Annotated in this window: 15 protein-coding genes; 6 read left to right on the forward strand and 9 right to left on the reverse strand. The window is 38.3% G+C overall.

What is annotated here, in order from left to right; all coding sequences use genetic code 11:
- The first annotated feature begins 20 nt into the window (after window positions 1-20).
- Complete coding sequence (locus SYN7509_RS0203170; RefSeq protein WP_009631233.1) at window positions 21-1,265, forward strand: FAD-dependent hydroxylase; 1,245 nt, start codon at window positions 21-23, stop codon at window positions 1,263-1,265.
- Here the strand turns inward: SYN7509_RS0203170 and SYN7509_RS0203175 are convergent.
- The 5 genes from SYN7509_RS0203175 to SYN7509_RS0203195 form a co-directional block, all read right to left on the reverse strand.
- Window positions 1,262-2,044: a slipin family protein gene (locus SYN7509_RS0203175; protein WP_009631234.1), complete on the reverse strand. Its 783-nt coding sequence runs from the start codon at window positions 2,042-2,044 to the stop codon at window positions 1,262-1,264. The genes SYN7509_RS0203170 and SYN7509_RS0203175 overlap by 4 nt on opposite strands.
- 78 nt (window positions 2,045-2,122) lie before the next feature.
- Window positions 2,123-2,482, reverse strand: coding sequence for a hypothetical protein (locus SYN7509_RS0203180; RefSeq protein WP_009631235.1), 360 nt, complete (start codon window positions 2,480-2,482; stop codon window positions 2,123-2,125).
- 73 nt (window positions 2,483-2,555) lie between these two features.
- On the reverse strand, window positions 2,556-3,644 hold the full coding sequence (locus tag SYN7509_RS0203185; protein WP_009631237.1) for a Get3/ArsA fold putative tail anchor-mediating ATPase NosAFP: 1,089 nt from the start codon (window positions 3,642-3,644) through the stop codon (window positions 2,556-2,558).
- A gap of 96 nt (window positions 3,645-3,740) precedes the next feature.
- Window positions 3,741-3,932: a cytochrome b6f subunit PetP gene (petP, locus tag SYN7509_RS0203190; protein WP_009631238.1), complete on the reverse strand. Its 192-nt coding sequence runs from the start codon at window positions 3,930-3,932 to the stop codon at window positions 3,741-3,743.
- A gap of 181 nt (window positions 3,933-4,113) precedes the next feature.
- Window positions 4,114-5,124, reverse strand: a complete 1,011-nt coding sequence (locus SYN7509_RS0203195) for an NAD-dependent epimerase (RefSeq protein WP_009631239.1) — start codon at window positions 5,122-5,124, stop codon at window positions 4,114-4,116.
- A gap of 927 nt (window positions 5,125-6,051) precedes the next feature.
- Between SYN7509_RS0203195 and SYN7509_RS0203200 the strand changes: the two genes are divergently transcribed.
- From SYN7509_RS0203200 to cysC, 4 genes are all read left to right on the forward strand, one after another.
- Window positions 6,052-6,915 (forward strand): ABC transporter permease, encoded by an 864-nt coding sequence (locus SYN7509_RS0203200; RefSeq protein WP_009631240.1) that lies wholly within the window; start codon window positions 6,052-6,054, stop codon window positions 6,913-6,915.
- The gene (locus tag SYN7509_RS0203205; RefSeq protein WP_009631241.1) at window positions 6,916-7,647 is read left to right on the forward strand and encodes an ABC transporter ATP-binding protein; all 732 of its coding nucleotides are present in this window, start codon (window positions 6,916-6,918) and stop codon (window positions 7,645-7,647) included.
- A gap of 113 nt (window positions 7,648-7,760) precedes the next feature.
- A complete protein-coding gene (locus tag SYN7509_RS0203210) occupies window positions 7,761-9,047 on the forward strand; it encodes a glycosyltransferase family 4 protein (protein ID WP_009631242.1) in 1,287 nt (428 codons plus the stop codon).
- Between the two features lie 554 nt (window positions 9,048-9,601).
- Complete coding sequence (gene cysC / locus SYN7509_RS0203215; RefSeq protein WP_009631243.1) at window positions 9,602-10,138, forward strand: adenylyl-sulfate kinase; 537 nt, start codon at window positions 9,602-9,604, stop codon at window positions 10,136-10,138.
- A 61-nt stretch (window positions 10,139-10,199) separates the two neighbouring features.
- Here cysC and SYN7509_RS0203220 read toward each other — a convergent pair whose 3' ends face one another.
- Genes SYN7509_RS0203220 through psbQ form a run of 3 tightly spaced genes read right to left on the reverse strand, consistent with a single transcriptional unit; the run spans window position 10,200 to window position 12,706 of the window.
- Entirely contained in the window at window positions 10,200-11,039 is an 840-nt protein-coding gene (locus tag SYN7509_RS0203220) for an alpha/beta fold hydrolase (RefSeq protein ID WP_009631244.1), read from the reverse strand.
- A 37-nt stretch (window positions 11,040-11,076) separates the two neighbouring features.
- Entirely contained in the window at window positions 11,077-12,189 is a 1,113-nt protein-coding gene (locus SYN7509_RS0203225) for an NAD(P)/FAD-dependent oxidoreductase (RefSeq protein WP_009631245.1), read from the reverse strand.
- Window positions 12,190-12,235: 46 nt separating this feature from the next.
- A complete protein-coding gene (gene psbQ / locus SYN7509_RS0203230) occupies window positions 12,236-12,706 on the reverse strand; it encodes a photosystem II protein PsbQ (RefSeq protein WP_009631246.1) in 471 nt (156 codons plus the stop codon).
- A 234-nt stretch (window positions 12,707-12,940) separates the two neighbouring features.
- Here psbQ and SYN7509_RS0203235 point away from each other — a divergent pair, with 234 nt between their 5' ends.
- Window positions 12,941-13,360, forward strand: a complete 420-nt coding sequence (locus tag SYN7509_RS0203235) for a hypothetical protein (protein WP_009631247.1) — start codon at window positions 12,941-12,943, stop codon at window positions 13,358-13,360.
- Here the strand turns inward: SYN7509_RS0203235 and SYN7509_RS0203240 are convergent.
- A complete protein-coding gene (locus tag SYN7509_RS0203240; protein WP_009631248.1) occupies window positions 13,357-13,773 on the reverse strand; it encodes a thiol-disulfide oxidoreductase DCC family protein in 417 nt (138 codons plus the stop codon). The two genes, SYN7509_RS0203235 and SYN7509_RS0203240, sit on opposite strands and share 4 nt — an antisense overlap.
- Window positions 13,774-13,969: the final 196 nt, after the last annotated feature.

A 13,969-nucleotide genomic window follows, 5' to 3' on the forward strand; every position in this document is an offset into this window, starting at 1 on the left:
ATGAAGAAATGTAAAGTTTAATGCTAAGGCTTGATTCTCCAACCATTTCAAATCCTTCTTTAACCTACGATTACGATATAGCGATCGCGGGTGGTGGCATTATCGGCTTAACTTTAGCTAGTGCGTTAAATAATTCTGGGCTAAAAGTAGTTGTAATTGAAGCAAAACCCCAATCAGTAGCCGTCGCCAAAGGTCAAGCTTACGCCGTTCATCTCCTCTCAGGGCGCATATTTGCGGGAATTGGCGTATGGGATGAAATATTGCCCCAAATTGCTCATTTTTGCCACGTTCAGCTATCAGATGCCGATTATCCCCACTCTGTCAGCTTTGAAACTAACGATTTGGGTACAGAAGTCTTAGGCTACGTCGCCGAACATCAAGCGTTATTAAAGCCACTACAAGACTTTGTAAACCGATCCCCTAATATTGCCTATTTGTGTCCGGCACAGGTGCTAGAGACTCAATATCAGCCCTCTGGAGTAGAAATTAGCTTGCAGATGGGTGAGGAAATAAAAACTATCCGTACCCGCTTGATTGTCGCCGCCGATGGGGCAAAATCTCAAACTCGTCAGAAAGCGGGAATTAATACGCGCGGTTGGCAATATTGGCAGTCATGTATTGTTGCTTTTGTCAAGCCCGAAAAAGGACACAATAATACAGCCTATGAAAAGTTTTGGAGTAGTGGCCCTTTTGCAGTGTTACCTTTACCAGGAAATCGTTGTCGCATTGTGTGGACTGCACCCCACTCCGAAGCTAAAGCATTAGTAGCCTTGAATGATGAGGACTTTTTAGCAGAACTTACCAAGCGTTATGGCGCACACATGGGCAAACTGGAACTAGAGGCCGATCGCTTTGTATTTCCAGTACAGTTAATGCAGAGCGATCGCTATGTTTTGCCTAGACTTGCTTTAGTTGGTGATGCTGCACATTGTTGTCATCCCGTAGGCGGACAAGGTTTAAATATGGGTATCCGCGATGCGGCGGCTTTAGCGCAGGTATTGCAGCAAGCCCATCAAAAAGGTGAAGATATTGGAGACTTGGCAATTCTCAAACGTTATGAAAGTTGGCGCAAGCAAGAGAATTTGACAATTTTGGGGTTTACAGATTTATTAGATCGTGTGTTCTCTAATAACTTTTTACCTGTAGTTATAATTCGTCGGATTGGCTTACTAATGTTGCACCGAGTACCGCCAATTAAGATATTTGCTTTAAAATTAATGACGGGTTTAAAAGGACGCGCTCCAGAAATAGCCCAGAAGTTTTAGTTTTTGGGCAAGTCAATTGTTTGATTATTTTTAATTGTATCGGTTAAAGTTTTTGCCAAATTCATAAAATCTGAAGGCATCATAATTATGGTTGTGGTGTTATTTTCTGCGCCAATTTCTGTTAACATTTGCAATCGGCGAAGTTCTAGCGCAATCGGGTTCTGATCGATATTTCGAGCGGCGGCGGCTAACTGCGTTGAGGCTTCTTTTTCCGCATCGGCTTTAATTATCCGGGCGCGTTTTTCTCTAATTGCTTCGGCTTCTTTTGCCATTGCTCTTTGCATTGCTAGGGGAATTTCTACATCTTTCATTTCTACCCTTTCAACTACAACGCCCCAAGGTTCGGTAATTTCATCAACTATTTCTTGAACTTTAATATTTATTTTGTCGCGGTTTTGCAAAACATCATCTAATATATTTTGCCCTACTACATTACGCAAAGTTGTTAGTGCCGCTTGATAAACTGCTAATTCGTAATTTTCTACTTTATTGATAGCTTTAGACGGGTCAAGAATACGGTAATAAAGAACGGCATTAACTTTAATTGTGACGCTATCGGACGTTACAGTTTCTTGAGGCTCGATACTAACAGTTTTAGTCCGAATGTCTAGTTGTGCCTTTTGGTCTATTATCGGCATAATCCAGTACATTCCTGGCCCTCTAACGCCTTGAATTCTACCTAATCGGAAGATTACCCCGCGCTGATATTCCCGGTCTAATTTTAGTCCTGAACCACCAAAAAACAACAGAGCAGCGATCGCGCCTAAGATAACTTCCATAAAACTTTTGGCTAAATATTTAATTATTACCTTTATTTTAGCCCTGGGATAGATGACCTTACACTAAACAATTAGTTCTTAATCATTTCTAACTCGATAGCGGACTAGCTTTCGCACTTCGGCAATAGATAAGCCTAATTCTTGAGAAATTGCCGATTCTACTTGAGCAAATTCTGTTACTGGAAACTGAAATTCTAAACTTGTTAGTACAGGATTAGTATTTTTAACTTGAACAGTGGTAAAACCAAGCTCCTTATCAATTTCCGCCTTAATTACAACAATAGTAACCGATAGCTTTACTTCTAATTGAGCATCGGCTTCTAGCTGCGCCACAGTTCCGTAGGGACGGCTTAATATGCGATCGCTAGCAACATCACTACCGTACCAAAATGTTAGCCCTAAAATCGGCAAAACTAGCCAAGCACGAGGTAAAGCCATAAATAATTGGAGCTATCAAAATTTTTCACTATTGCGGGCAGTACAAAACCTGTCTGCCCCAACATCGCTATAGTTAGAGCGTAATTATCAAATAACCTTGCTGAAACTTTGCGCCATTAACCGTTCTACCACTTAATCCCGGCGGTAAAAATATATTGCGTCTTTGATCTCCCGCCTCAATAGTCACTTCTGGCCCTGATTGAGTAAGTTTTACCTGTTTTTTGTCAAATCCGGGCAAAAATAGCTTAACTTGACGATTTACAACATCAAACTCTATTGGTTTTGGCACTTCTGTATTTTGCGTAAAATCAGGCAAAGCATCAATTAACGGTTGCCAATTACCAATTGGGCTGCTAGGAATAGTGCTAATGGGTAAAGGCGAAAAATCTTCCGTTGTTGGCGTACTATCTGTTTGGTTGAATAATACACCCCCAACATTTAACCCTACTTGTTGAGCGCTACCCCATAGATAAGTAGCCGTTGCGATATTTAAAGGATTATCTGTGGTAACTAAATAAGCTAAAAGCCTTTTGGGGTCAGCTAAAGCAGCTTTCCCTTGTTCTAAAATATTTGTAGCTTGGTTAGTAGGCGCAGCGAAATTGTCACCCGTCCAACTAACGTTAAATACCGTCGCTATCAAAGGCTGAAGAAACGGCGAAACTGTTTTAACTAAATCAGATTCAGTAATCAACTTACCAAAGCGACGGCTGTACCAGCTAAGACTTTCCGGCATTCCCAACATTCGTAGTGTAGAGGCATCGCCACTGCCATCATAAACGATCGCATCGTACTTTCCACTTGCGTCGTATTCCCGTAAGGCGTTAAGTTCTAAGGCTTTGTCCATTCCTGGTAATACTACCAATTCTTGCCCGTAAACATCTTTAATTACTGGTGTCCGTAAGTATTGGGCTTCTAACTTTTTTACTTCTTCCCAGTTACGTTCCAATAATGCGGAAGTTTTTAAATGCACTGCGTCGAGGTTAGTATCTATTTGCTGGACTTCTGACGTTACCGGGGTTTCTAAAAGCAAATTTATGGCTACAGTGTCTTGCACCGCCAAAAGTACACGCTTACCAAGGCTTGCTAATTTCTTCGCAGCAGCGATCGCTATTGTCGTGCGACCACTGCCGCCTTTACCCAAAAAGGTTAATATCAGTGACATGGTTATTTTTCAAAGGTTGAGTCTATTTAAAAGGGTAGTTCCTCAATGGCTAGTTGGGGCTACCTATTAAGAGATATCCCCAACACCATGCGACTTTTAAACCGCTTTTAGTTCATCTGCAAAAAACCAGGTAGTAAATTCATCTTCAAACTGAACTACCACGCCTAAGTTCATACCGTCCAGAATTTTAAAGCCTTTAACAGTTCCTACTGCCCCTAGCCGTTTCACAACCGTCGATGGTACTCGATCTCGGAGACGGCAAACTTTTACTTGTTGTCCTATTTCCATGCCAACTTAAAATAATGTAATAAACCATGACTCAGTGTAGCGGAATCTGTCACCTACAAAGAGGATAGATTTAATTTGCGTCCAGCCAATAAGTGTACTATTTCTGGAAAGACAGTTTAAAAAGTAGAAAAAACAGCTAAAAAAATGTAACTTACCAGTTTGGAAAAGGGATAACTAAATATTAAGCTTTGTAATAGTCTTTATACCAAGCTACAAAGCGTTCGATTCCGATTTCAATAGAAGTAGTAGGCTTAAACCCTACATCATTATATAAATCGTTTATGTCTGCATAAGTTGCAGGAAGATCGCCTAATTGCATTGGTAGCAGATTTTTTTTAGCTTCTTTACCAATACAATTTTCTAATACTTTAATGAAGTACATTAATTCTACAGGTTGACTGTTGCCAATATTGTATATTTTGTAGGGAGCATTGCTGGTACTGGTATCTGGCGCGTCTCCCGACCATTTAGGGTTAGGTTTTGGTGTTTTATCCATTACTTTAACAACACCTTCTACAATGTCATCAATATAAGTAAAATCTCGCTGCATTTTTCCTTGATTAAAAACATTTATTGGCTGTCCTGCTAAAATAGCTTTAGTAAACATAAAAAGCGCCATATCTGGTCTTCCCCACGGCCCATAAACTGTAAAAAAACGCAATCCTGTAGTTGGCAATTTATACAAATGGCTGTAGGTATGCGCTAACAACTCATTAGCTTTTTTAGTAGCAGCGTACAAGCTGATAGGGTGGTCTACGTTGTCGTGAGTTGAAAAAGGCATTTTGGTGTTAGCACCATAAACAGAACTAGAAGACGCAAATACTAAATGCTGAACTTCTGAGTAACGACAACCTTCTAAAATGTTGGTAAAACCGATCAAGTTACTATTTATATAAGCGTGGGGATTTTTTAAAGAATAACGTACCCCAGCTTGGGCTGCTAAGTTAACAACTATATCAAAGTTTGTTTGAGTAAATAATTTAGCTACCTCCTCACCGTCAGCCAAATTTATTTTGTGAAAGTGAAAGTTTGGATACTTTTTTAATAAAGCTAATCTATCTAGCTTCAAATTTACATCATAGTAATCATTAAGATCATCAAGACCAAATACTTGTACATTTATACTAAGTAAGTATTTGCTTAGATGAAAACCAATGAAACCTGCTGCGCCAGTAACTAAAATTTTTTTCATACTTTATTTATTTTACTAAAAATTCTACAATATCAACCATTTATCTTTTTATTTAATAAATATTTCAAGTTGCAGCAATCCGTTTTTTGCTGGGGAAACTAGGAAACGAAACTGTCCATTTTTTGTAGACGATTTAGGATTATTACAATTATCATTTACTCAATCTAATTTGGAATTTTACTGTTTATCAATAACAATAAACAAATATCAATTAATTCATTCTTTTATACTGTCTAAAAATAGAGTAGAGTTAACTACCTTCTATTAAATTATTTTTTGCCTTGGTTTACATTTTCTAAAAATTCTATAAATTAACATTATAAAATGGACAACCTTAAAAAAATAGCTGTGATATTAAGTAGTTAGCAAATTACACCTTGATAAGGCTATCAAGAGTTGGCAATGTCTAAAAAGTCGATTACATCAACTAAATAAAAATTGCTTCTAGGCGATCGCGCTAGATCCACTAACAATCATCCTCAAAGCTAGGCGATCGCGCAGTTAGTTTACCAGATCAATAGAAAGCAAGCTAACTTCTTCCCGACTCAAACCTCCAAGCTTTTTGCTCCTTATTAAAGCATATTGAGGCTTTACAGCAATTAATCTGGGGAACTCGACCCTAAAAAACCTCCTAAAAACTTGGTCAAATCAGGTATTTTAAAGGTACAGAGCTTTAGCGCAGAGGCGATCGCGCCTACAAACACCTTAGTTCAACATTGTCATAAAATCTTGCCGTATTACAAACACAAGCCTTAGCAATGGTTTTACCCTTTGCCCAGACTAAATTTTATTGGGCGAATAGTTAAAGCTTAAAACAATTTATGATAGAATCTCCATGATGATTTTTAGTTAACTTGTTTCTAGCTGTTTTTGATAATGGGGCTTATATAATATAGGATTTGTTGCTAAAAATTAAGTAAATAGTCAGTGGGTAAGCAAAAATTGTTGCAGAAGATAGTTAATAAATCTCTTAAACTTTATAAAAAGCGTTTTAACCGATTAGGAATCTCGCAACAGCGAGAAATACACCGCTATTGGGAATTATTAAATGTTTTAGTATCACGGAATCTCAAAGTACGTTATAGAGGTTCTTTATTGGGGGTTTATTGGTCTTTATTAAACCCATTAATTATGACTGGGCTATATACAGCAATTTTTGGGGCGACTTTTGCTTCCTATTATCATAATTCTGTTGCCAACTACATATTAGCAGCATTTACTGGCTTAGTAGTAATGAATTTCTTTTCAGCTTCTACATCTCAAGCTTTGACAAGCATAGTGGGTAATGGAGCTATTTTAAATAAAATTCGTTTGCCAATAAGTATTTTCCCGGTATCGCTAATTGCCGCCAATGTATTTCAATTTGCTATAGGAGTTTTGCCTTTATTGGCAGTGATTACGCTGATTAAATCTCACAGTTTAGTCAACTTAATAGCACTTTTAGTACCATGTACCGCTTTAGTTTTAGTTTGTACTGGCATTGGTTTTTTGGTTAGTGCGCTATATGTTTTCTTTAGAGATTTACCATATTTTTATGAATTAGTTGTATTTATGTTATTATTAAGTAGCCCGGTATTTTACCCCGCCGATATTGTTCCGAAACAGATAAAACCTTTTTTATCCTTAAATCCTTTATCACCCATTATTGAGAGTTTGCGTCAAATTTCTTTAGAACAAACATCGCCAGACCTGAGTTTGATCTGGGGTAGTTTGCTCAGTAGTATTGTTGTTATGGCTTTTGGATGGACTGTATTTCACCTGTGGCGACATAAATTTATGGATTTGCTGTAAATGGAAGTAATTCGTCTGGAGCAAGTTTCGCTTTGGCGACGAACGCAAGAAGAATTTTCTTATGATCTGAAAAAGACGATTTTATCTATTTTGCAGGGTAAATATCGTCAGCCAGCAAAGAATTTGGTATTAAATAAAATCGATTTAGTAGTAGCTCCTGGCGAAAAAATTGGCATAATAGGAGCAAATGGAGCAGGGAAGTCAACGCTACTTAAAGTTATTTGTGGTATTCTACAACCAACCAGTGGCAAAGTTCGGGTACGGGGACATATTGCGCCTCTAATTGAGTTGGGCGCAGGGTTCGATCCTGAAATTTCTGTAGAAGACAATATTCTTCTGTATGGAGTGTTGTTAGGATTTTCTAGAGCAGAAATGCGGCAAAGAATACCTTCAATTTTAGAGTTTTCTGAGTTACAAGATTATGCTTTCATGCCAGTAAAAGCTTTATCATCAGGTATGGTAGCGCGTTTAGGGTTTGCGATCGCAACAGACGTACAACCAGATATTTTAATTCTAGATGAAGTTCTTTCCGTAGGAGATGAAAGTTTTAAAAACAAGTGTCAGCAGCGCATCAACAAGTTTTGGAGTGCAAATGCAACGATATTAGTAGTATCTCACGATCTAGAATTTATTGAAAAATCATGTGGCAAAGTAATATGGTTAGACAAAGGGCAGTTAAAGTTTATTGGCGAGTCTCAAGAAGCAGTTTCTTGTTACCTTAATATTGTTTGACTAGATAACCAATTATGAATGTGCATAGGATTACTATAATTAGATTAATAGCTGCTTTTTTTATAATGTAAATATAATTTTATTCACATAAATTACCTTACTAAACAAATCGAATGAATTTGAACGGAATTAATGTATTAATAGATTGCTATAACTTAGAACTTATTCAAGGTACAGGTATAAAAACCTATGGTATAAGTTTAATTAAAGCTTTAAATTTGCTTGAAGCAAATGTGAATTTATTATGCAGTCGTTCTAGTGGGAGTCCTAAGTCAATTTTAAATGAAGTATTATTTTTTGATAGGCAACATACGAGAGCTACAAAACTTAATCAAATTAAAAGCTTACTTTCTACGGTTACTCAATTTTACCCAAAAGTAAAAAACTTAAATAATAGTAATTTTATAATCAAGCAAGAATCAGACTTGTTTTTTGATTTAGTAAATTCTGAAAATATTTTTACCGCTCATAATTGTTATGATATTGCTAATTTTTTATACAAAAATTTCAGAATAACAAATAAAGTTAGATTTGCAAAAAAGATAGATATATGGCACTCAACTTGTCCGATGCCGCTAGAGGTAGATAAAGCCAAGAAAATAACTACTATTCATGATTTAATTCCTTTGAAGTTACCCTATACAACTTTGGATGATAAAAATTTCTTTTTTAAACTGATAAAAAAATCTATTGAAAAATCCCATCTTATTTTAGCAGTTTCAGAACACACTAAAAAAGACATAATAGATATTTTTAATGTTTCTTCTGATAAAATCTTTGTCACGTATCAACCCGTTATACAACCACAATATACATTTAATGAAAATGAGCTTTTAATATTATTAAAACAGTACCGATTGCGTGTGAAAGAATATATCCTTTTTGTTGGAGCTATAGAGCCAAAAAAGAACTTAGGGCGATTGATAGAGGCGTATATAAAACTAGATACTTCTATGCCTTTAGTTATTGTTGGTAAAAAAGGATGGTTATGGGAAGATGAAATTGGTAAACTTCAAAAAGTTTTTCCTAAATATTTTATAAAAAAGATAAAATTTCTTGAATACATATCAAGAAGCGATCTGACTTATTTGTATCAAGGTGCTTGCTGCTTTGTTTTTCCTTCTCTATATGAAGGATTCGGTTTACCTCCTTTAGAAGCGATGGCTTTAGGATGCCCAACTATTGTATCTAATGTTTCTTCGTTACCGGAAGTATGTGGCGATGCGGCTCTTTATGTAGACCCTTACGATGTAGTTAATATTAGAGATCAGATAGAGACTTTAATTACCGATCCTTTCTTGCAAACACAACTTTCATTAGCGGGAAAAGAAAGGGCAAAGTTATTCAGTTTTAATAACTATACTAATAAATTATATGAAGCTTATAAAAAAGTAATTTAGATTAGATGGCAACTTAAATAAACTTAAGCGAACTCTTACTTAAGTTTATTTGTTAGTAATTACTGTTAGAGCGGTTGTAGATATAATTTATCCCAAAATAACGATGGACTAAAATATTAAGATTGACGCGAATAGCTTGTTTTAAGTTTGCGTTGTTAAAGTTCCTGTTATTAAAATTGCCATTGTTAATAGTACCGTTATTGAAATTCTTATTTATAAAATTGCTGTTGTTGGAATTTTGATTGTTATTGCGATCACTGTTTATGTTGAAAAAAGCGCCTATTTTATCCCCAGCTTTAAGTAATTATCAACTATAGAGGGTGTGGTAGCCTCAATGTGCGAGTGTTTTTGTTTTTAAGTAGGGTTTCATAGCCAATTACACAGGTTGTATAGCTAATGGGGATAATTTACCTTTCCAATCGGTTACCATTACCAAAAATTACCACTTAGTAAGCTTTTGTATCGCAATTAAATTATTTTGTCAACTGTCATAAAGCAGAAGTATTTAGTTGATAATTATAACGAGCAATAAATACATTAGTAAGGATTTTTTAATGGAGCGCGGACATATTGGTGTGACACTGTGGTTTACAGGCTTGAGCGGCGCGGGTAAAACCACAATTAGCCAAGCAGTAGAAACAGAACTACGGCTAAAGGGGTGTAAAGTTGAAGTTTTAGATGGTGATATAGTACGTCAGAACCTGACTAAAGACTTGGGATTTAGTAGAGAAGATCGTGATGAAAACATCCGACGTATTGGTTTTGTAGCCAATTTATTAACTCGAAATCAGGTAATTGTTTTAGTTTCGGCGATATCACCCTATAGAGAAATTCGCACTGAAGTACGCCAACGCATCGGCAACTTTATTGAAATTTACGTCAATGCACCTCTAGAAGTATGCGAACAAAGAGATGTAAAGGGGCTATACAAAAAAGCTCGTTCAGGAGTAATTAAAAATTTTACTGGGATAGACGATCCTTACGAGCCACCGATTAATCCAGACGTAGAATGTAGTACCGATAAAGAAAGTTTAGAACAAAGTGTATCTAAAGTATTAGACCAGTTAACTACCCTAGGACTCAAGCTTTAGAAGGTTTCTTGTAGAAGTGGTTTTGCCTGAGTATTCATACTCAGGCTGATACTTGTAGCCGTCAACTGACCCGGCGAACAAAAGGTAAAAGGCTCTCTAAAACTAGGTCATAGAAATGCTCTTGAGGATAGTGTCCGGCTTCTTCTAGCTTGATAAATTCTGAGTGCTTGATAGAGGCGGCAAAATTTTGTGCCATTGAAAGCGGTAGCCAAGGATCGGTTATGCCCCAAATAATAGCTGTAGGATACTGCCATTGTTTAAATCCCGCTTCGATTTCTGCCATTGCGGAGGGCCTTTGCAAATTGCGGATTGTATACATTAAACTGCGTCCGGCGGCGGAACTTTTGAGAAATGGCTGACGGTAAGTGTCCAAATCGCGATCGCTAATTCGGTAACGACTACCACCTTCAAGAGTGCGATCAACTAGCAACGGATCTTGAGTCAACATATCTCCAGCTAAGGGTAAGCCCCATTGTTGCATTTGCCAAGGTAGCTTGGCGCTAGAGGAGAGGGGGGTATTTAAAATAACTAAACTTTCAATTTGCTCAGGATGACGCAAAGCATACTGCAAGCCTACAGAACCTAAAAAGCCTTGTACTACTAAAGAAAAACGTTCGAGTTTTAGGGCTTGCAAAAAGTCCGCTAGAGCATCTATAAAAGCGTCAGGAGTATAGGCAAATTCTTTTTTATCGGGTTTAGCAGAATAGCCAAAACCAACCCAATCGGGAGCGATCGCTCTTGTACCTTGATTTGCCAATGCTGGCATAATTTGCCGCCAACTGTAGCTGTGAGATGGCAAGCCATGTAATAAAACGACAGGTACTAAGTCTGTTTCGCTTCTAGGCGTAGACTCACGGTAAAACCAATCAAGTCCGCCAACTTTAATTTTATTTTCTGTCACGATCGCGCTATTAAGCAGAAGTTATTTCTTTATGTCGTTACGATACCAAGAAACTGTCTAATAATTTTATAATCCTCTGGGCTGTAGCTGGAGCTAATAAAACCCCATTCCGATAATGCCCAGTAGCGAGAAGAACATTACTAAACCCCTCTAAAAGCTCAATTATGGGGGCGGGACGGGCTTCAGGGCGGGGGCGCAACCCTGACCAGGTTTTGATGGTAGTGGCGGCTGCTAATGCCGGACAATAGGCGATCGCACGGTGTCTAACTGCCTCTAGTTTTTCTGCTTCTGGTACAACTTGCCCCGATTCTAAGGGAAATTCTACCGTTGCCCCAATCCAGTAATCTGTAACAGGATTGCTAGTTAAACACGGCACTATATGCACATCGTTACCAGTAATTACAGGTTGAAACTCTGGGTTTCCTAAAGAGTTTGGTAAGCGGATATGGATTGCTTGACCTAGTACGGGTCTAATATCTAGTAGAGGTGGAATTTGCAAGTTAGGAAGAGACTGCAACGAACCTAAGCCAGCAGCTACTACTAAGCAATCTATTACTTTGCCTTGTACAGATTTAACTACATGGTGAAGATTAGCAGTAGTCAGATCGTATTGTAAATTTGTGGCATCAAAATGAAAAATTACGCCCCGACTTTTTGCCGCATCTACTAAGGCTAAAGTTAGCGCTACAGGATCTACTTGGATATCTTGGGGAGAATAAATTGCTGCGGGGATATTTTGACAATCTATTTGCGGACAACTCGCTTTTAGTTTGGCGCTATCCCATAATTCTAACTGCCATCCTTGCTCAGAACGAATTGCGGCTAATTTTTCCCATTTGGCTAAATCTTCTCCCTCTGGGCAAAGTTTTAAAATTCCCTGTTGATTGTAAGGAATTGTTCGCTTGGTAATTGCTTCTAGTTCGGGAATTAGGGTTGTATAGCGCTCAATGCTGTGCGATCGCATTTGCCAGGCTTTGCCTTTAGTTTTGTGGCTAATGATGCCCATTAATACACCTAAAGCGGCGGCGGTAGAGCCTTGGGCGGGTGGTTGTTTATCTAAAACGGTAATTTTTAGTCCGGGGATTAAACTAAGCTCGTAGGCGATCGTTGCCCCAACTACGCCGCAGCCGATAATTACTATGTGATTCATGATTATTTGCAAGAGAGACGTTTCACCGAAACGTCTCTCTGTTTTCCTAATCCTCTACCTGTGCGGGGACAGCTTGTTTAGGAATCAAATCTACAAATTTATTGATGTCTGCAAAGGCATTTTGGTAACTACGTACTGCTCCAGTGGTGCTGTTTTCTTCAATTGCTTGCTCGACTTTTACTAAGTCATCAAACAATTCTCGCGTGATTTGCCGCGCTTTTGTTTGCTCTTTTGGTAGCAAGTTGCGGGTTATGTAAGTCATTTTTAGCCGCAATTCACCCAAGGGCCCGTGAATAAAATTCCTAACTCCAATCCAATCTCGCCGTTGAATGAGGACAGGAATTTCACTCATGCGATCGCGTAAAGCTAGTAAAGTAGGAGCATATTCCTGAATTTGCTCGATTTGAGCGGGGGTATAAGTTGGAGATACTTTAGCCACCGTGGGACTACTACAACTAATTAAAAATACTGCCACCATAGCCAGAATTAATGACAAAATCGACCGAGAACGCACCATAACCTAATTTTCTATCTGTTAACGAACAGTGTCATTTTAGATCGCTACTGAGCTTAAGCGCCAAACAAAAGCGCGACTTGCTCTAGGTAGAAAAACTTTAGCGGTTTAGTTAGGTATTAATGCTTACTTTAATGAGCGCCTAAGTTCTCTAAAATTTGATAAGCTGAAACACAATAGCAGTAGTATTTATAGCGATATCTATCCCCGCGATCCAAAGGTAGGAGCATTTTTCTTGTGAATGCAGCAGAAGCGGCAACTAACCTAGAACTTACAAGTAAAATTGCCTCTGTCGTCAATTTGTTTAAAAGTGAGTTTCCGGAAATTAAGTCGGATCTCAAACCTTGGCAAAACGATCCAGAAACTAGGGAATTAATCGATCCAGATTCGATTGATATTGGCTTGCATTTCCCTGGTAGAAGTAAGTTGTTTCAAAGTCGTAGCATTTTAATTCAAATTCGTTTTTATCAAGATCCAATGAATAATAAAGTTTCTTGCATTGGCGTGGAAGCGGCGGGTTTCGATCATCGGGGCAAACAATGGCGACTTTCTACGGTGGAAGATTGGCGATGTGAAGGCGAAACTCAACCTAAGCCTGAAGCTGGCGAACAGTTAAAACACTTTTGTCGGCAGATTATTGAATTATTTAATACTTAAAGTTTTTTGCCAGGATTACAGCCGCAATCAATGTTGTAAGCAGAATTATAAGTAGTGTCGCGTTTACCAAACCAACTGTAACGATTGTCGCGGATTTGCTCGTAAAGGCGATCGCCTGTCCATTTTAATCCGGGTAAAAGTCGATAAGCCGCTACAAATACTCCTCCTAGGGGCAATAATTCCCCGATCTTTTCGGCGGCGGCGCTTCCTTGCCAACGTTTTTTGGGGTCGTTGGCATCAATTACTATCATCCCTAGTTCGCAATTATTGGGCGTAATGTCCCAACGCTTAAGGGTTTCTTCTGCTTGCATTGGTGCGTATTGGAATAATTCACCCCGATCTATGGTTTCGAGGATTTGGACTAAATTTGTACAAAGGTTGCAGTTGCCGTCGTAAATGACGTAATAAGTCATGCGGATAAAAATATTAGGTGTATCTTCTATCTTAGAATCTACAAAGCTTATCCTAAGAAAAACCAAGAATTGGGGGGTCTGCCCCCCAAACCCCCCATTGGGGGACGAGTTGCCTCCCCCAAACCCCCTGCAAAAGGGTCTTGTCGATGAGCGTTCAAGTTTTCGGCAAGTAGACCAGAAACGAATTATTCCCCAA

Origin of the sequence: Synechocystis sp. PCC 7509, assembly GCF_000332075.2 — a bacterium.
GTDB lineage: Bacteria > Cyanobacteriota > Cyanobacteriia > Cyanobacteriales > Chroococcidiopsidaceae > Aliterella.

Bases quoted from the DNA above. Each gene is read 5' to 3' on its own strand.
- SYN7509_RS0203170 (WP_009631233.1), top strand. From the start codon at position 21: ATGCTAAGGCTTGATTCTCCAACCATTTCAAATCCTTCTTTAACCTAC.
- SYN7509_RS0203175 (WP_009631234.1), bottom strand. From the start codon at position 2,044: ATGGAAGTTATCTTAGGCGCGATCGCTGCTCTGTTGTTTTTTGGTGGT.
- SYN7509_RS0203180 (WP_009631235.1), bottom strand. From the start codon at position 2,482: ATGGCTTTACCTCGTGCTTGGCTAGTTTTGCCGATTTTAGGGCTAACA.
- SYN7509_RS0203185 (WP_009631237.1), bottom strand. From the start codon at position 3,644: ATGTCACTGATATTAACCTTTTTGGGTAAAGGCGGCAGTGGTCGCACG.
- petP (WP_009631238.1), bottom strand. From the start codon at position 3,932: ATGGAAATAGGACAACAAGTAAAAGTTTGCCGTCTCCGAGATCGAGTA.
- SYN7509_RS0203195 (WP_009631239.1), bottom strand. From the start codon at position 5,124: ATGAAAAAAATTTTAGTTACTGGCGCAGCAGGTTTCATTGGTTTTCAT.
- SYN7509_RS0203205 (WP_009631241.1), top strand. From the start codon at position 6,916: ATGGAAGTAATTCGTCTGGAGCAAGTTTCGCTTTGGCGACGAACGCAA.
- SYN7509_RS0203210 (WP_009631242.1), top strand. From the start codon at position 7,761: ATGAATTTGAACGGAATTAATGTATTAATAGATTGCTATAACTTAGAA.
- cysC (WP_009631243.1), top strand. From the start codon at position 9,602: ATGGAGCGCGGACATATTGGTGTGACACTGTGGTTTACAGGCTTGAGC.
- SYN7509_RS0203225 (WP_009631245.1), bottom strand. From the start codon at position 12,189: ATGAATCACATAGTAATTATCGGCTGCGGCGTAGTTGGGGCAACGATC.
- psbQ (WP_009631246.1), bottom strand. From the start codon at position 12,706: ATGGTGCGTTCTCGGTCGATTTTGTCATTAATTCTGGCTATGGTGGCA.
- SYN7509_RS0203240 (WP_009631248.1), bottom strand. From the start codon at position 13,773: ATGACTTATTACGTCATTTACGACGGCAACTGCAACCTTTGTACAAAT.